The organism is Streptomyces sp. NPDC051569, assembly GCF_044454085.1.
Lineage (GTDB): Bacteria > Actinomycetota > Actinomycetes > Streptomycetales > Streptomycetaceae > Streptomyces.
Genome location: NZ_JBITDJ010000004.1, coordinates 47349 through 64602 on the forward strand (window position 1 = coordinate 47349; position 17254 = coordinate 64602).

Annotated in this window: 12 protein-coding genes; 2 read left to right on the forward strand and 10 right to left on the reverse strand. The window is 71.3% G+C overall.

Annotated features, from left to right (window positions below; genetic code table 11):
* Positions 1 to 238: 238 nt before the first annotated feature.
* From pepN to ACIBAE_RS08440, 4 genes are all read right to left on the reverse strand, one after another.
* Entirely contained in the window at positions 239 to 2728 is a 2490-nt protein-coding gene (pepN, locus tag ACIBAE_RS08425) for an aminopeptidase N (RefSeq protein ID WP_399283130.1), read from the reverse strand.
* A 154-nt stretch (positions 2729 to 2882) separates the two neighbouring features.
* Positions 2883 to 3182 (reverse strand): type II toxin-antitoxin system Phd/YefM family antitoxin, encoded by a 300-nt coding sequence (locus tag ACIBAE_RS08430; RefSeq protein WP_399283132.1) that lies wholly within the window; start codon positions 3180 to 3182, stop codon positions 2883 to 2885.
* A gap of 82 nt (positions 3183 to 3264) precedes the next feature.
* The gene (locus ACIBAE_RS08435) at positions 3265 to 3612 is read right to left on the reverse strand and encodes a chorismate mutase (protein ID WP_399283133.1); all 348 of its coding nucleotides are present in this window, start codon (positions 3610 to 3612) and stop codon (positions 3265 to 3267) included.
* A 203-nt stretch (positions 3613 to 3815) separates the two neighbouring features.
* A complete protein-coding gene (locus ACIBAE_RS08440) occupies positions 3816 to 4643 on the reverse strand; it encodes a S1 family peptidase (RefSeq protein ID WP_399283135.1) in 828 nt (275 codons plus the stop codon).
* 322 nt (positions 4644 to 4965) lie between these two features.
* On the opposite strand from ACIBAE_RS08440, the gene ACIBAE_RS08445 reads away from it, so the two are divergent.
* Together ACIBAE_RS08445 and ACIBAE_RS08450 are read left to right on the forward strand one after the other, a co-directional pair.
* Positions 4966 to 5895, forward strand: a complete 930-nt coding sequence (locus ACIBAE_RS08445) for a hypothetical protein (protein WP_399283137.1) — start codon at positions 4966 to 4968, stop codon at positions 5893 to 5895.
* A gap of 26 nt (positions 5896 to 5921) precedes the next feature.
* Positions 5922 to 7424 carry an ankyrin repeat domain-containing protein gene (locus ACIBAE_RS08450; RefSeq protein ID WP_399283139.1) on the forward strand — a complete coding sequence of 501 codons (1503 nt, stop codon included), beginning with the start codon at positions 5922 to 5924 and terminating at the stop codon, positions 7422 to 7424.
* 10 nt (positions 7425 to 7434) lie between these two features.
* Here ACIBAE_RS08450 and ACIBAE_RS08455 read toward each other — a convergent pair whose 3' ends face one another.
* The 6 genes from ACIBAE_RS08455 to gltB all read right to left on the reverse strand — a co-directional run bounded on the left by ACIBAE_RS08455 (position 7435) and on the right by gltB (position 16997).
* Complete coding sequence (locus tag ACIBAE_RS08455) at positions 7435 to 7821, reverse strand: barstar family protein (protein ID WP_399283140.1); 387 nt, start codon at positions 7819 to 7821, stop codon at positions 7435 to 7437.
* 40 nt (positions 7822 to 7861) lie between these two features.
* On the reverse strand, positions 7862 to 8254 hold the full coding sequence (locus ACIBAE_RS08460) for a ribonuclease domain-containing protein (protein ID WP_399283142.1): 393 nt from the start codon (positions 8252 to 8254) through the stop codon (positions 7862 to 7864).
* 309 nt (positions 8255 to 8563) lie between these two features.
* The gene (locus ACIBAE_RS08465) at positions 8564 to 10129 is read right to left on the reverse strand and encodes a DEAD/DEAH box helicase (protein WP_399283143.1); all 1566 of its coding nucleotides are present in this window, start codon (positions 10127 to 10129) and stop codon (positions 8564 to 8566) included.
* Positions 10130 to 10223: 94 nt separating this feature from the next.
* Positions 10224 to 10427, reverse strand: coding sequence for a cold-shock protein (locus ACIBAE_RS08470; RefSeq protein WP_015607926.1), 204 nt, complete (start codon positions 10425 to 10427; stop codon positions 10224 to 10226).
* 551 nt (positions 10428 to 10978) lie between these two features.
* Positions 10979 to 12439 carry a glutamate synthase subunit beta gene (locus ACIBAE_RS08475; RefSeq protein WP_399283145.1) on the reverse strand — a complete coding sequence of 487 codons (1461 nt, stop codon included), beginning with the start codon at positions 12437 to 12439 and terminating at the stop codon, positions 10979 to 10981.
* The gene (gene gltB / locus ACIBAE_RS08480) at positions 12432 to 16997 is read right to left on the reverse strand and encodes a glutamate synthase large subunit (protein ID WP_399283147.1); all 4566 of its coding nucleotides are present in this window, start codon (positions 16995 to 16997) and stop codon (positions 12432 to 12434) included. The genes ACIBAE_RS08475 and gltB overlap by 8 nt, the downstream gene beginning before the upstream one ends.
* Between the last annotated feature and the right edge of the window lie 257 nt (positions 16998 to 17254).

Consider the following 17254-nt stretch of genomic DNA (forward strand, 5'->3'; position numbering starts at 1 on the left):
ACGATCGGAACCCGAAAGGGGTATTGCTGCGCGGTGAAGGAGAGTTGACGGCCCGCCGCCTGATATGACGGCGGCCGCCCCGGGGTCCGCGTACGCGCGTACGAAGGGTGCCGGGGCGGCCGGGTGGTGCGGATGGTCAGGACGTGTGGCTGACCGGCCGCACGTGATCAGGGGTACGGACGGTCAGGGCGTACGGACGGTCAGGGCGTGCGGATGGTGGTGTGGCGCGTACGGCTGGTCAGGCGCCACGGACCCGCAGGGCGCGGGCGAGGTCGTCGAGCTGGTCGACGAGCTTGCGGCGCAGCGCGGGGATCATGTCGGCGGTGTCGAGGTGCTCCTGGCCGAGGCGCAGGGATTCCGCGTCGACGGCGTGGAGCGGGAAGGCGTAGCGGCCCGCGGCGTCGGCGATGGCGGGGCCCCGGCGCTCGGCCACGGCGATCGCCTCGGGGTAGAAGCGGGGCACGTACTCCCTTACGAGGTCGGCTTGTTCGGGCTGCCAGAAGCCCTGGGCGGTGGCGGCGAACAGGTAGTTGGAGAGGTCGTCGCCGGCGAAGAGCCGGGCCCAGGCCTCGGCCTTCGCGGCCGGGTCGGGGAGGGCGGCGCGGCAGCGGGCCGCGCCTTCCTGGCCGGTGGCGCTGGGGTCGCGGTCGAGTTCGGCGTCGATGGCGGAGGCGTCGACGGCGCCGAGGACGGCGAGGCGGGTGAGGACGCGCCAGCGCAGCTCGGGGTCGAGTTCGGGGCCGCCGGGGACGCTGCCGGAGCCGAGCCAGTCCTGGAGGGGGCCCGGCTGGGTGGTGGCGTCGATGAGGTGGCGTACGGCGGTGAGGCGCAGCCCGGGGTTGTTGCCGTCCTCGGTGCGGCGGATGAGGTCGCGGCAGAGGGCGGTGAGGGTGGCGAGGGCGGTGCCGCGTTCCTCGGTGGTGAGGTAGCGGTCGGTGATCTGGCCGGCGGCGAAGGCGAGGACGCCCTGGACGAGGGCGAGGTCGGTCTCGTGCGGGAGGTGGGCGCGGGCGGCGTCGAGGTAGGCGGTGGGGGCGAGTTCGCCGTCGCGGACCATGTCGCGGGCCGCGTTCCAGATGACGGCGCGGGTGAGGGGATCGGGGATGCCGGCCAGGGAGCGCAGGGCGGTGTCCCATGATTGCGCGTCGAGGCGGACCTTGGCGTAGCTGAGGTCGCCGTCGTTGAGGACGACGAGGGCGGGGCGGTGACCGGGGTGGGTGGTGGCGCCGGTCAGCGGGAGGTCGAGGGGGATGCGGTCCCGCTCGACGAGGCGGTCCGGGTCGACGGGGTCGATGTCGTAGGTGCCGACGGTGATGTGGTGGGGGCGGCTGCCGTCCCGTACGACGTCCAGGGTCCATTCGGTGTCGGCGTCGCTGATGTGGGGGGTGAGGGTGTCGACGCCGGAGGTGCGCAGCCACTGGGCGGCCCAGGCGTGGACGTCGCGGTCGGTGGCGTGGGCGAGGGAGTCGATGAAGTCGGCGAGAGTGGCGTTGGCGAATTTGTGCCGGGCGAAGTGGGTGTTGATGCCGGCGAGGAAGTCCTTCTCGCCCAGCCAGGCGACGAGCTGGCGCAGGGCGGAGGCGCCCTTGGCGTACGAGATGCCGTCGAAGTTGAGGAGCGCGGAGGCGGTGTCGGGGACGGCTTCCGGGTCGGGGGCCACGGGGTGGGTGGAGGGGCGCTGGTCGGCGTCGTATCCCCAGGCTTTCCGGCCGATGCCGAATTCGACCCAGGTGTCGGTGAAGCGGGTGGCTTCGGTGAGGGTCTGGTAGCCCATGTACTCGGCGAAGGACTCGTTGAGCCAGATGTCGTCCCACCAGGCGAGGGTGACGAGGTCACCGAACCACATGTGGGCCATTTCGTGGGAGATGACCATGGCGCGGGTCTGGCGTTCGGTCTCGGTGACGGCGGAGCGGTAGATGAATTCGTCGCGGAAGGTGACCAGGCCGGGGTTCTCCATGGCGCCGGCGTTGAATTCGGGGACGAACGCCTGGTCGTAGGAGTCGAAGGGGTACGGCTCCGAGAATTTCTCGTGGTAGCGGTCGTAGCAGGCGCGCGTGATGTCGAGGATCTCGTCGGCGTCGGTGTTGAGGTGGGGGGCGAGGGAGCGCCGGCAGTGGATGCCGAAGGGGAGACCGGCGTGTTCGGTGCGGACGGTGTGCCAGGGGCCGGCGGCGACGGCGACGAGGTAGGTGGAGATGAGGGGCGTGGGGGCGATGGTCCAGCTACCGTCCGGGCTCTGTTCGGCGATGCCGTTGCCGAGGACCGTCCAGCTGTCGGGGGCGGTGACGGTGAGGGCGAAGACGGACTTGAGGTCGGGCTGGTCGAAGGCGGCGAAGACGCGCTGGACGTCGTCCATGAACAGCTGCGTGTAGACGTACGTCTCGCCGTCGGAGGGGTCGGTGAAGCGGTGCATGCCTTCGCCGGTACGGGAGTAGCGCATGTCGGCCTCGACGCGCAGCTCGTGCTCCCCGGCGGTGAGCCCGGTGAGCGGGAGCCGGTTGTCGGTGAGTGCGGCGGTGTCGAGGGCCTGCCCGTCGAGGGTGACGGAGCGCAGGGCTGCGGGCTTCAGCTCGACGAAGGTGTCTCCGGCCGCCCGCGCGGTGAACTGGATGACGGTGCGGGAGTCGAAGGTGTCCTCGCCGGTGGTCAGATCGAGGGCGATCGTGTACCGGTGGATGTCGAGGAGCTGGGCTCGGGTCTGCGCTTCGTCGCGCGTCAGTACGGACATGAGTGCCATGCTGCCTGATGGGCCGGGCCGGGCGCAGCAGGGTTCTTTGCGCTGTCAGCGCAGGGCCATGGTGTGCTGGGCGCCGGGGTGTGGACGGGCAGGTCGCGTTCGATCGCGGCTGCGGCCGGTCGCTTGTCGTAGGTGACGAAAGCGGTCAAGGCTTGTTCGAGTTGCTCCGCGCATGCCAGGTGGATGGCGTCAAGGCTACGCGGATGCCGCTGCGGCAGCATGCCTGCGGCCCGCAGGACGGGGTCGGAGAGCCGGATGCGCAGCACACGGTCAAGCTTCCGGTGCGGATGAGGTCTTCCATGACGCGTTGCTCAGGGTCCGGCGGGCCCAGGACGGCGATGAGACGCCCGTTCCGGGTGATCTCGACCCGCTCCCCGGCCACCACTCTCTCGATGAGCTCACTCGCGTGTTGCTGAAGCTGGCGAATCGGCACTCTTGCCGTCATAACGCCACGCTGGAGGCGGGCGTGCGGCACTTTCGCTCGTACGAAGTACGCAGGGGCCCGTCCGTTGGCGCGCCAGGGGGGGTCAACCGACGGAGGTTTCTCCGTCGTCGGCGTCACGAGCCTCGGTGGCAATCGTCTCGTGGTGCCGGATGACTTCCGCGATGATGAAGTTCAGGAGTTTTTCGGCGAAGGCCGGGTCCAGTCTGGCGCTCTCCGCGAGCTCGCGGAGCCGGGTGATCTGGCGGCCTTCGCGGGCCGGGTCGGCCGGGGGCAGGTGGTGTTCGGCCTTGAGGAAGCCGACCTGCTGGGTGCACTTGAAGCGCTCGGCGAGCATATGGACGACGGCCGCGTCGATGTTGTCGATGCTTTCGCGGAGGCGGTTCAGTTCGGCGCGTACGGAGTCGTCGATGCCGGTGTCGCTCGTGGTCATGGTCCCGGAGCTTAGACCGGCCGGGTCGCGGGCGGCAGTGCGTGGTCACGATGCGGGACCGGGACGCCGGACCGGCACGCGGAGGCGACGACCCGGAGGCAGCGACCCGGAGGCGGCGACGGGAGGCAGCGACCCGGAAGCGGCGACAGCCGGGCGGGGCCGGTGCCGGACCGCCGTGTCCGGCACCGGCCCCGCCGTCACCGCTACAGCCCTGCCGCCGCTGACGCGATGTCGGGGGCGAAGGTGGACACCTCGGTGTAGACACCGGGATACCCGGGCCGGGCGCAGCCGTTGCCCCAGCTCACGATGCCGACCTGGATGAAGGCGCCGGCGTTGTCCTCGCGGAACATCGGGCCGCCCGAGTCGCCCTGGCAGGTGTCGGTGCCGCCTTCGGCGAAGCCGGCGCAGATCTCCTCACCGGCTATCAGCTCGCCGTCGTACGACGCGTCGCAGCTGGCGTCGGAGACGAACGGCACGCTCGCCTTGAGGAGGTAGCGCTGCTGGCCGCCGCCCTCGGTGGCCGCGCCCCAGCCGGCGACGGTGAAGTCGCCGCTGTTGTACGCGGTCGTGGTGGCGATCTTCAGGGTCGGCTGGTCGATCGGCTCGGCGAGCTTGATCAGCGCCCAGTCCTTGCCCGCTCCGTCGTAGCCGGGGGCCTGGAGTACCTCGGTGGACCGGACGGTGACGGCGGCGGCGCTCTGCAGGTCGACGACGCCGGCGGTGGCGGTGATGCTGGTGTCGCTGCCGGATCCGTCCACGCAGTGCGCGGCGGTCAGGACGATGTCCTGGGCGTAGAGGGCGCCGCCGCAGCCCATCGAGAGCCGGATTATGAAGGGGAATTCACCCTGGGCGGCGCGGGTACCGCCGACGACGGGCGGTGCGACGGGCGCCGCGGCCCGGGTCAGGGCCTGGGGGGCGGCCGGCCCGGGGGCAGGCGCGGCGGAGGCGGAAGAGGGCTGGAGACTGACGGCGGCGAGGAGGACGGCGCTGGTGGCGGCACATCTTTTCAGGGCGCGCGGAAGCTGACTCAACAGTCTGCCTTTCGTGGGGGGTGTGGTGCGGTGTGGGGGGTGCGGTGCGGTGTGGGTGTGGTGCGGTGGGGCCGTACGTGGGGGGCCGTACGTGGGGGGTGGCGGTACGCGAGCCCGGTCCGGTCCGCCCGACAGATTTGACATGGACCCGACAAGCAATACCGTGCTCCGGATTATGCGGAGAGGATCAGCCTGGCCACAAGGGCCATGTTTCGGCCAGGCCGGAACAGCCCCCGCTCGGCCGCTGTCCGGCCATCGGACGGCCGGTCGGCTCGTCCCCGTAGAGTTGACGGCGGCCGACCGTCCTTGCAGGGGGTACGACGTGACGAACGGCGGCGAGGTCCTCCACGGCTATCCGCATCTGGCCACCGTGCGGGCGGCGATCACCGCGCTCTACCGGCGGCTCTCCCCCGACGGCGTCCGCGCGTACGCCCCCAGCGTCGCCCCCGCCGACGTGGCCTTCTCCGACCAGGACGACCTGCATCTGGGCACCCAGCGGGTGGCCGGCGCCCTGGTCCGGCAACTGCGGCTGCCGGACGCGCGGGTGATCGTGAGCTTCCGCGAGATGCGGCACGCGGCCGCCGTGGAGCTGGCGGCGGGACCCGAGTACTTCATCGAGCTGAACAACCGCTTCCGCACCCACCGCAGGGACATCGGCGCCGCCCTCGCCCACGAGATCACCCATGTCCTGCTGCACCGGCTCGGGCTGAGCTTCCCCGGCACCCGCGACAACGAGATACTCACCGACACCGCCACGACCTATCTCGGCGCGGGCTGGCTGCTGCTCGACGCGTACCGCGAGGACCGCGACTCCAGCCAGAAGCTCGGCTATCTCACCCCCGAGGAGTTCGGCTACGTCCTCGCCAAGCGGGCGCTCGTCTTCGACGAGGACCCCCGGATCTGGTTCACCAGTCCCCAGGGCTACACCTCGTACACGAAAGGCGGGGAGCGTGCCCTGCGCGACGAGCGGCAGCCGCCGCTGACCACGGCCGGACGGGTGGGCCGGCTCCGGTACGCGAAGGACCGCCGCCACGCGCTCGACCGTCCGGGCGAGGCCCCCGCCCGGGGCGGTGCGACGGGCCGGGACAGCGGCACGGACCCTGCCGCGCCCTACCTGTTCGAGCGGCTGCCGGACGGCCCCCGGGTCTCGTTCCCCTGTCCGACCTGCCACCAGCGCATCCGGCTGCCGGTCCGGGGGCGGGTGCGGGCGCGGTGCGGGCTCTGTCACACCGTTCTGGAGTGCGACACCTGACCGGGCGCCCCACGTAGGGTCCTGGCATGACCAATGAGTCGACAGCGGGCGTCGCGGACCTCTTCGAGGCGGTGCTGCATGGCGCGGAGGACACCGTGGTACGGCTGCTCCGGGCCGGGGTGTCCGCCGAGGCGGCCAACGAGGACGGCGAGACCGTTCTGTACGCGGCGGCGCTCAGCGACGAGCCGTGCGTGGTGCGGCTGCTGCTCGCGGCGGGCGCCGACCCCGAGCGGGCGAGCGGCCGGGACGGCGGGGACCTGTCGCTGTGCGGGGCCGCTTGCAGCGGGCACACCGAGGTCGTGCGCGCCCTGCTCGCCGCGGGCGCCCTGCCCGACAGCCGGGAGGCTTTCGGCTTCACGGCGCTCGCCTGGGCGGTGACCCAGGGGTTTCCCGACACGGTGGAAGCGCTGCTGGAGTACGGCGCCGATCCGGTCCTGCCTGGCCCGGGCGGTGAGCCGCCCCTGCTGCTGGCCGCCCGCCGCGGCTCCACGGCGACCGTACGGGTCCTGCTGCGGTACGGCGCGGGCGGGCACGACGCGGCGCTCGCCGAGGCCCGGCGCTGGATGGCTCTGGATGTGGAACAGGAGCTGCGGGACGGTCTCCTGGCCGCCCACGGTGACGGATACGAGACGGTGGTGCGCCGGATCGAGGCGGACGGTTCGGTGACCGTCGCCGTCGAACTGCTGCGGGACGGCGAGCCGATGGCCGGGCGGGAGCAGGACACCGGTCACGCGGCCGTCGCGACGATACTCGAAGCGGAGCTCGGCATCGCGACGCCGTACGAGGAGCTGGCCGGGCGGGCGCTGCGCTGCGGGGTCCCCGGGCGGGACGACTGGACGGAGTCCGTGGCGGCGCTGTGGCGGCGCGGCGACGAGGAGACGTTCCGGGCGGCGGCGGCCTGGTGCGCGAGCGGGGAGCCACCCCGGCAGGCGTTCGCCGCCGATGTCCTGGCGCGGCTGGGCGCGGTGGACGGGGACGGGGCGGGGCCTTTCACGGCCCGCGTGGTGCCGTTGCTGCGGGAGCTGTCGCGGCGGGCCACGGACCCGGCGCTGGTCCGCGCGGTCGTCGGGGCTCTCGGCCAGCACGGCGATCCGGCGGCGCTGCCGGAGATCCTGCGGCACACCGGGCATCCGGATGCCGGGGTGCGGCGGCGGGCGGCCCTGGCGCTGACGGGGCTCGTACCGGGTGACCACCGGGACGCGGTGTGGGCCCTGGTGCTGTTGAGCAGGGACGCGGACGCGTCGGTCAGGGGCCGGGCGGTGACGGCCCTGGCGAGTGTGGCCGCGAACACGCAGCCGCTGCGTGAGGCGCTGGCATCCCGGCTGACCGAGCCGGACGCGGCGACGGCCGCCGAGGCGGCGCGTGCTCTGGCGGCCCGCCAGGACCGGCGCGCGGTGGCGGCGTTGGCGCGGATTCTGGACGAGGAGCCGGGCGGGTACGCGCGGGCGACGGCGGTGGACGCGGTGCGGTTCGTACCGGAGGGGCCGGAGCGGCGGCGCCTGGAGCGGACGCTCCCGCGCCGCCGCTGAGAGAGCGGGCTCAGCGGAGCCGGAGGACGCCGGGCGCCTCTTCCTCGATGAGCTGGACCAGCTGGTCGAAGACCGTGGGTCCCCGGCCCGCCCGGGCCTCGTCCAGCTGGGCCTGGACAGCGGCGTTATCGCCGGGGTGCGTACGTTCCAGCCGGCGCCGGAGCGTACGCACGGTCTCGTCGTGACCGAGCGCACGGCGCGCCTCGTCGTGGCGGTGCCATTCGATGACGAAGTCGCCGTCGTCCGGTGTGCCGAACCCGCCGTGCAGACAGTCCGCGAGGGCGTCGAGATTGCTCCCGAAGTATCCGCCGGGCCCGTTCACGGCCGCACCGATCACCTGCCAGAAGCGGTCGAGGCTGGTGACCTCCGCCCCGTCGATCACATACGTCACCGTCATGGGACGGAGGTTACCTTCCGGTTCAGCGGCCGTGGTCGGCTCAGCAGCCGTGGTCGACGAGCTTGAACGACGCGTAGTGGTCGGCGGTGTAGTAGTCCTCGTCGGTCGTGTCGCCGGTGATGACGCGGCGGGCACCACGGTCCGGGGAGCCGGGGGTGACGACGGTGTACTCGTGGTAGTAACCGGCCGACCGGCTCGGGAGCAGGCCTTCGCGGTTCTGGAAGACGCCTCCGTCCTGGGAGTACGGGTAGGGCCCGCCGACGTCGATGAGGTCGAGGGTGTCGTGGGCCTGGGACGGCAGGGCGGAGTAGCAGACGCCGCCGACCGCGGTGGGGGCGGCGGAGGTGGCGGCGGCGGTGACTCCGCCGACGAGGAGGGTGGAGACCAGAGCGGCGAGGCCACCGAGGGCGGCGATACGTGGGGGGATTCGCATGAGCACCATGATGACGCGCGTAGACGTGTACGCGTCAATCCCAACTGCCCTGAGTTTCCTGGAAATTAACCCGCTCTCACGCTCCGGCCACACCTCGTGCGCCAGCCCTGCCGCGCGCGCCACAGGTGTGCCGTGACGGCGGAGTCGGAAACCGCGAACACCCCGGAGCACCGCCCCTTTTCGCGAGCACCCCCTTCGGAGCACCCTTCGCGAGCGCCCTCTTCGCGAGCAGGCCCAGGACAGCCGGAAGCCCGGCCCCGCGCTGGGCGCGGGGCCGGGCTCACGTGTCTGTCATGCCGGACGGAGGGCTCAGGCGGCGGTGCGGCGGCCGCCGCCCTCGCCCGTGGCTCCGCCGCCCGGGCGGCCGCGCCGGCCCCGGCTGCCGCGTGCGGCGCCACCGAGGCGGGAGGAACCTCCGCCGGAGCCGGAGCCCGTGCCTCCACCGCTGCCCGTGTTCTTACGGGCCGGGCGGGACGTCCGGGGCTTCTGCTGCTTCGCCTGGACGGTGGGCTGCTGCGGCACCTCGATGGTGACGGCCACCCCGGAGGGCTCCCGCGCACCGGTGAGCTGCGCCAGCTCCTCGTCCGTGGACTTGATCCGCGCGGACCTGGGGGCGATGCCCGCGTCCGACATCAGCCGGGTCATCTCGCGCCGCTGCTCGGGCAGCACCAGCGTCACCACACTGCCGGACTCCCCCGCGCGGGCGGTGCGTCCGCCGCGGTGGAGGTAGTCCTTGTGGTCGACGGGCGGGTCGACGTTCACGACCAGGTCGAGATCGTCGACGTGGATGCCGCGGGCCGCGACGTTGGTCGCGACGAGCGCGGTGACCTGGCCGTTCTTGAACTGCTCCAGGGTCCGGTTGCGCTGCGGCTGGGAACGGCCACCGTGCAGGCCCCCGGCGCGTACGCCGCTGGCCAGCAGCCGCTTGACCAGCCGGTCGACGGACCGCTTGGTGTCCAGGAAGAAGAGCACCCGGCCGTCGCGCGCCGCGATCCGGGTGGTGACGGCCTTCTTGTCGGTCTCGTCGAGGACGTAGAACACGTGGTGTTCCATCGTGACGACGGCGCCCTGGGACGGGTCGACGGAGTGCACGACCGGGTCCGTGAGGTACAGCCGTACGAGCTTGTCGATGTTGCGGTCGAGGGTCGCCGAGAACAGCATCCGCTGTCCGTCCGGCTCGACCTGCTTCAGCAGCGCGGTGACCTGCGGCATGAAGCCCATGTCGGCCATCTGGTCGGCCTCGTCGAGCACGGTGATCGAGACCTTGTCGAGGCGGCAGTCGCCGCGCTCGATGAGGTCCTTGAGCCGTCCGGGTGTCGCGACGAGAACCTCGGCGCCGCGCCGCAGCGCGCTCGCCTGCTTGCCGATCGAGAGACCGCCGACGACCGTGGTCAGCTTGAGGTTCAGGGCGGTGGCGTACGGGGTGAGCGCGTCGGTCACCTGCTGCGCCAGCTCACGCGTGGGGACCAGCACCAGCGCGAGGGGCGCGTGCGGCTCGGCGCGGCGGCCGGCGGTGCGGGCGAGGAGCGCCAGCCCGAAGGCGAGGGTCTTGCCGGATCCGGTGCGTCCCCGGCCGAGGATGTCGCGGCCGGCGAGGGAGTTCGGCAGGGTCGCGCCCTGGATGGGGAACGGGTCGGTCACGCCCTGGGCGGTGAGGGTCTTCAGCAGCCCAGCGGGCATGTCCAGCTCGTCGAACGACTCGACGGCGGGCAGTGCGGGGGTGATGGTCTCCGGCAGCGTGAATTCCTGCGGACGTGCGGCGGTGCGGCGGGCGGGTGCCTTCGCGGAGCCTTGCGCAGATCCTTGGGCGCGGGAATTCACCGGGCGCTTGCCGGCGGGTCGGGCAGCACGGGCCGGGCGTTCGGATCGAGTCATTCGGGAAAGAAGCCTTCCTGGGCCTGAGGACAGCGCGAGCCGGGGCCCGCACCTGCACGGTGCGGGCCCCGGCTGCGAGGTACACGTCCGGAAATTAGGCCGGGACGATGTTCTCCGCCTGCGGGCCCTTCTGGCCCTGCGTCACGTCGAACGAGACCTTCTGGCCCTCCTGGAGCTCACGGAAGCCCTGGGTGGCGATGTTCGAGTAGTGGGCGAAGACGTCGGCGCCGCCGCCGTCCTGCTCGATGAAGCCGAAGCCCTTTTCCGAGTTGAACCACTTCACGGTGCCAGTAGCCATGTCATTCTCCTAAAACAGGTGCAGAGCCGGAAATCCGCACTTTACGAATTCCTCGTCGCCGCATTGAGCCACCCATCCGGAGAAGCCGGCAAAAACAATAATGCGCCTGAGGAACATTCCCGTCAGGCGCACATAAAGTTCATGGGTACCAAAACTGCAACGACGTCAGCCTAGCACGCCCCGGCGGGGAACATCGAGTGGGACACGCCACATGATCACGACGCTCGATGATCTTGACTTTTACCGGATGCGGAGTCGCCCTCGCGGGGTGCGTCCGCACGGCCTCGGGACTGCGTGACCGCCAGCGTCTCGTCGCCGCCGGCGTTCGCCTGGAGGGCGCCTCGCGGGTCACCGGCCCGCCGGGGCTTCACCGGCCACATGCCACGGCGCCTGCCGTCGTCCGGTCGGGGACTGGGGGCAGGCGCCGCGCCTTGCGGAGGGCCCGGGAGTTGTTCTCCCCGGACCGACACCGCCCGTACGCCGTTGTACGGGACGTCTCTTGAGTTGTGCGCTCCGGCGGCCGGGCCTTGTGCGCTCCGGCGGCCGGACCGTCAGACCGTCAGCGCGCGGTCCGTCGGGCGGATCGGCGCCGGCAGGTCGCTCGCCCCGGTCAGGTGGCGGTCCACACCGCGCGCCGCCGAGCGGCCCTCGGCGATGGCCCACACGATCAGGGACTGGCCGCGGCCCGCGTCACCCGCAACGTACACGCCGGGGACATTGGTCGCGTAATCCTCGTCGCGGGCGATGTTTCCGCGCTCGTCCAGCTCCAGGCCGAACTGCTCGACCAGGCCGTTCCGCTGGTCCGTGCCGGTGAAGCCCATGGCGAGGGTGACCAGCTGGGCCGGGATCCTCCGCTCGGTGCCCGGCCGCTGTTCCAGCTTGCCGGCGACGAACTCGACCTCGATGAGGTTGAGGGACTGGACGTTGCCGTCCTCGTCGCCCTCGAAGTGGGTGGTGGAGACGGAGTAGACCCGCTCGCCGCCCTCCTCGTGCGCGCTGCTCACCTTGTAGAGCATCGGGAACGTCGGCCACGGCTGGTGGTCGGCGCGCTCGTCGCCGGGCCTCGGCATGATCTCCAGCTGGGTGACGGAGGCGGCGCCCTGGCGGTGGGCCGTACCGACGCAGTCCGCGCCGGTGTCGCCGCCGCCGATGACCACCACGTGCTTGCCCTCGGCGGAGATCGGGGAGACCGTCAGGTCGCCCTCCTGCACCTTGTTGGAGAGCGGCAGGTACTCCATCGCGAAGTGGATGCCGTTGAGCTCGCGGCCCGGGACGGGCAGGTCGCGGGAGATGGTGGCGCCGGCGGCGATGACCACGGCGTCGTACCGCTTGCGCAGCTTGCCCGCGTCGATGTCGCGGCCGATCTCGGTCTCGGTGCGGAACTTGGTGCCTTCCGCGCGCATCTGCTCGATACGGCGGTTGATGTGCGACTTCTCCATCTTGAACTCGGGGATGCCGTACCGGAGCAGTCCGCCGATGCGGTCGGCCCGCTCGTACACGACGACGGTGTGGCCGGCCCGGGTCAGCTGCTGGGCGGCGGCCAGTCCGGCCGGTCCCGAGCCGATGACGGCGACGGTCTTGCCGGAGAGGCGCTCGGGCGGCTGCGGGGTGACGTCGCCGCTGTCCCACGCCTTGTCGATGATGGAGACTTCGACGTTCTTGATGGTGACGGCGGGCTGGTTGATGGCGAGGACGCACGCGGACTCACAGGGGGCGGGGCAGAGCCGCCCGGTGAACTCCGGGAAGTTGTTGGTGGCGTGCAGCCGCTCGCTCGCCGCCGTCCAGTCCTCGCGGTACGCGTAGTCGTTCCACTCGGGGATCAGGTTCCCCAGCGGACAGCCGTTGTGGCAGAACGGGATACCGCAGTCCATGCAGCGGCCGGCCTGCTTGCTGATGATCGGCAGCAGCGAGCCCGGGACGTAGACCTCGTTCCAGTCCTTGACGCGCTCCTCGGCGGGCCGGGTCCTGGCGACCTCGCGGCCGGTGGTGAGAAAGCCCTTCGGGTCAGCCATGGGTCGCCGCCTCCATCATCTTCTCGGTGGTCTCGGTCTCCGAGAGACCGGCCAGCTCGGCGGCGTCCTTGGCGGCGAGCACTGCCTTGTACGTGGTCGGGATGATCTTGCTGAACCGGTCGGCGGCGATGTCCCAGTCGGCGAGGATCTTCTCGGCGACGGTGGAGCCGGTCTCCTCCTGGTGGCGGCGCACCACGTCGTGCAGCCACTGCTTGTCGGAGTCGGCCAGCGGTTCGACGGCCGCCAGGTTCCCGGCGTTGACGTTGTCCGGGTCGAGGTCGATGACGTACGCGACGCCGCCGGACATGCCGGCCGCGAAGTTGCGTCCGGTCTCGCCGAGGACGACGGCGTGGCCGCCGGTCATGTATTCGCAGCCGTGGTCGCCGACGCCTTCGGAGACCACGGTGGCGCCGGAGTTACGGACGCAGAAGCGTTCGCCGGTGCGGCCGCGCAGGAAGAGTTCGCCGCCGGTGGCGCCGTAGCCGATGGTGTTGCCGGCGATGGTGGAGTACTCGGCGAGGTGGTCGGCGCCCCGGTCGGGGCGGACGATGACCCGGCCGCCGGAGAGGCCCTTGCCGACGTAGTCGTTGGCGTCGCCCTCCAGCCGCAGGGTGATGCCGCTGGGCAGGAAGGCGCCGAAGGACTGACCGGCCGAGCCGGTGAAGGTGATGTCGATGGTGTCGTCGGGCAGGCCGGCGCCACCGAACTTCTTGGTCACCTCGTGGCCGAGCATGGTGCCCACGGTGCGGTTGATGTTGCGGATGGCGATCTGGGCCCGCACGGGCTGGGCCGCTTCGGCGCTCTCGGCGCTCAGCGCGTCGGCGGCGAGCTTGATCAGCTCGTTGTCGAGGGCCTTGGCGAGGCCGTGGTCCTGCTCGATCGTGCGGTGGCGCGCCGCCGTCTCCGCGAGGGCGGGCACGTGGAAGAGCGGCTTGAGGTCGAGGCCCTGGGCCTTCCAGTGGTTGACGGCCCGCTCGGTGTCGAGGAGTTCGGCGTGGCCGACGGCCTCTTCGAGGGTACGGAAGCCCAGCTCGGCGAGGAGTTCGCGGACCTCTTCGGCGATGAACTCGAAGAAGTTGACGATGTGTTCGGCCTTGCCGGTGAACCGTTCGCGCAGCACCGGGTTCTGGGTGGCGATGCCGACGGGGCAGGTGTCGAGGTGGCAGACGCGCATCATGACGCAGCCGGAGACGACGAGCGGCGCGGTCGCGAAGCCGAACTCCTCGGCGCCGAGGAGTGCGGCGATGACGACGTCGCGGCCGGTCTTGAGCTGGCCGTCGGTCTGGACGACGATGCGGTCGCGCAGGCCGTTGAGGAGCAGGGTCTGCTGGGTCTCGGCGAGGCCGAGTTCCCAGGGGCCGCCCGCGTGCTTGAGCGAGGTGAGCGGCGAGGCTCCCGTACCGCCGTCGTGCCCGGAGATCAGGACGACGTCGGCGTGCGCCTTGGAGACGCCGGCGGCGACGGTGCCCACGCCGACCTCCGAGACCAGCTTCACGTGGATGCGGGCCTTCGGGTTGGCGTTCTTGAGGTCGTGGATCAGCTGGGCGAGATCCTCGATGGAGTAGATGTCGTGGTGCGGCGGCGGGGAGATCAGACCGACGCCCGGGGTGGAGTACCGGGTCTTGGCGACCCACGGGTAGACCTTGTGTCCGGGCAGCTGGCCGCCCTCACCGGGCTTGGCGCCCTGCGCCATCTTGATCTGGATGTCGTCGGCGTTGACCAGGTATTCGCTGGTGACGCCGAAGCGGCCGGAGGCGACCTGCTTGATGGAGGAGCGGCGGGCCGGGTCGTACAGCCGGTCCGCGTCCTCGCCGCCCTCGCCGGTGTTGGACTTGCCGCCGAGCTGGTTCATGGCGATGGCGAGGGTTTCGTGCGCCTCGCGGGAGATCGAGCCGTACGACATGGCGCCGGTGGAGAAGCGCTTGACGATCTCGGTGGTCGGCTCGACCTCGTCGAGGGGGATCGACGGGCGGTCGGAGGCGAAGTTGAAGAGGCCGCGCAGCGTCATCAGCCGCTCGGACTGCTCGTTCACCCGGCCGGTGTACTTCTTGAAGATGTCGTAGCGGCGCGAGCGGGTGGCGTGCTGGAGCCGGAAGACGGTCTCCGGGTCGAAGAGGTGCGGTTCGCCCTCGCGGCGCCACTGGTACTCGCCGCCGATCTCCAGCTTGCGGTGGCTGGCGGAGATCCCGGAGGCGGGGTAGCCCTTGGCGTGCCGGGCGGCGACTTCCCTGGCGACGATGTCGAGGCCGGCGCCGCCGATCTTGGTGGCGGTGCCGTTGAAGTACTTGTCGACGAAGGCCTGGTCGAGGCCGACGGCCTCGAAGACCTGCGCGCCCCGGTAGGAGGCGACGGTGGAGATGCCCATCTTGGACATCACCTTGAGGACGCCCTTGCCGAGCGCGTAAATCAGGTTGCGGATCGCCTGCTCGGGCTCCAGGCCCTCGATGAACGTACCGGCGCGGACGAGGTCCTCGACGGATTCCATGGCGAGGTACGGGTTGACGGCGGCGGCGCCGTAGCCGATGAGCAGCGCGACGTGGTGGACCTCGCGGACGTCGCCGGCCTCGACGAGCAGGCCGACCTGGGTGCGCTGCTTGGTGCGGATGAGGTGGTGGTGGACGGCGGCGGTGAGCAGCAGCGAGGGGATCGGGGCGTGCTCGGCGTCGGAGTGCCGGTCGGAGAGCACGATGATCCGGGCGCCGCTCTCGATGGCGGCGTCGGTCTCGGAGCAGATCTCCTCGATCCGGGCGGCGAGGGAGTCGCCGCAGCCGCTGACCCGGTAGAGGCCGGAGAGGGTGGCGGCCTTCATGCCGGGCATGTCGCCGTCGGCGTTTATGTGGACGAGCTTGGCCAGCTCGTCGTTGTCGATCACCGGGAAGGGCAGGGTGACGCTGCGGCAGGACGCGGCGGTCGGGTCCAGCAGGTTGCCCTGGGGTCCGAGGGAGGAGCGCAGCGAGGTGACCAGTTCTTCGCGGATGGCGTCCAGCGGGGGGTTGGTGACCTGGGCGAAGAGCTGGGTGAAGTAGTCGAAGAGCAGCCGGGGGCGCGCGGAGAGCGCGGCGATCGGGGAGTCGGTGCCCATGGAGCCGATCGGCTCGGCCCCGGCCCGCGCCATCGGCGCGAGGAGCACGCGGAGCTCTTCCTCGGTGTAGCCGAAGGTCTGCTGGCGGCGGGTGACCGAGGCGTGGGTGTGCACGATGTGTTCGCGCTCGGGGAGATCGTGCAGCTCGATCTCGCCGGCTTCGAGCCAGTCCTGGTAGGGCTTCTCGGCGGCGAGGGACGCCTTGATCTCGTCGTCCTCGATGATGCGGTGCTCGGCGGTGTCGACGAGGAACATCCGGCCGGGCTGGAGGCGGCCCTTGCGGACGACCTTGGCCGGGTCGATGTCGAGGACGCCGACCTCGGAGGAGAGGACGACGAGGCCGTCGCTGGTGACCCAGTAGCGGCCGGGGCGCAGTCCGTTGCGGTCGAGGACCGCGCCGACCTGGGTGCCGTCGGTGAAGGTGACGCAGGCGGGGCCGTCCCAGGGCTCCATCATCGTCGCGTGGTACTGGTAGAACGCGCGGCGGGCCGGGTCCATGGAGTCGTGGTTCTCCCACGCCTCGGGGACCATCATCAGGACCGAGTGCGGCAGCGACCGGCCGCCGAGGTGGAGGAGCTCCAGGACCTCGTCGAAGGAGGCGGAGTCGGAGGCGTCGGGCGTACAGAGCGGGAAGATCCGCTCCAGCTTGTCGGCTCCGAAGAGGTCCGAGCCGAGCTGGGACTCGCGGGCGCGCATCCAGTTGCGGTTGCCCTTGACCGTGTTGATCTCGCCGTTGTGCGCGACGAAGCGGTACGGGTGGGCGAGCGGCCAGCTCGGGAAGGTGTTGGTGGAGAAGCGCGAGTGGACCAGCGCGATGGCGGTCGCGAAGCGGCGGTCGGAGAGGTCCGGGAAGAACGGCTCCAGCTGGCCGGTGGTGAGCATGCCCTTGTAGACGATCGTGCGGGCGGAGAGCGAGGGGAAGTAGATCCCGGCCTCGCGCTCGGCGCGCTTGCGCAGGAGGAAGGCCTTGCGGTCCAGTGCGATGCCGGTGCTCGTGCCCGTCCGGTCCGCGACGAAGAGCTGGCGGAAGGCCGGCATCGTCGAGCGGGCGGTGGCGCCGAGCAGCGCGGGGGCGACGGGGACCTCGCGCCAGCCGAGGACGGTGAGGCCCTCGTCGGCGGCGATCGTCTCGATCCGTGAGACGGCGGCGCTGGAGTCCTCGGCGGGCAGGAACGCGATGCCGACGGCGTACGAGCCGGCCTCGGGCAGCTCGAATCCGGTGACCTCGCGGAGGAAGGCGTCCGGCACCTGGAGCAGCATTCCGGCGCCGTCGCCGGAGTCGGGCTCGGAGCCGGTGGCGCCACGGTGTTCGAGATTGCGCAGTACGGTCAGCGCCTGCTCCACCAGCGTGTGGCTGGCTACACCGGTCAGGGTGGCCACGAACCCGACACCACAGGCGTCGTGCTCGTTACGGGGGTCGTACAGGCCCTGGGGGGCGGGGCGACCATCCATGGGCGACCAGGCGTCGGAACGCATCGGCTCTCCCGTCGTCGTCGTGGCATATGCGGTACCGAGGGACGACGCTGGCCCTCCAAGAAATTTCGTGCAGGTTACATGATGGGCGGCTTCTCAGGAAGTGGATAGCTCGTTCCAGCATGTGGACACCGCTCGTAGCGGTGGATGGAGGGGCACTGTCGGACAGATCGTCGTCCGGTCGGCTGTGGCGGAGCGGGCTTCATTGCCCGCGACGCGTCCGGCTCATGCCCGTTCGTTGCGAGTTTGAAACCGCGGGG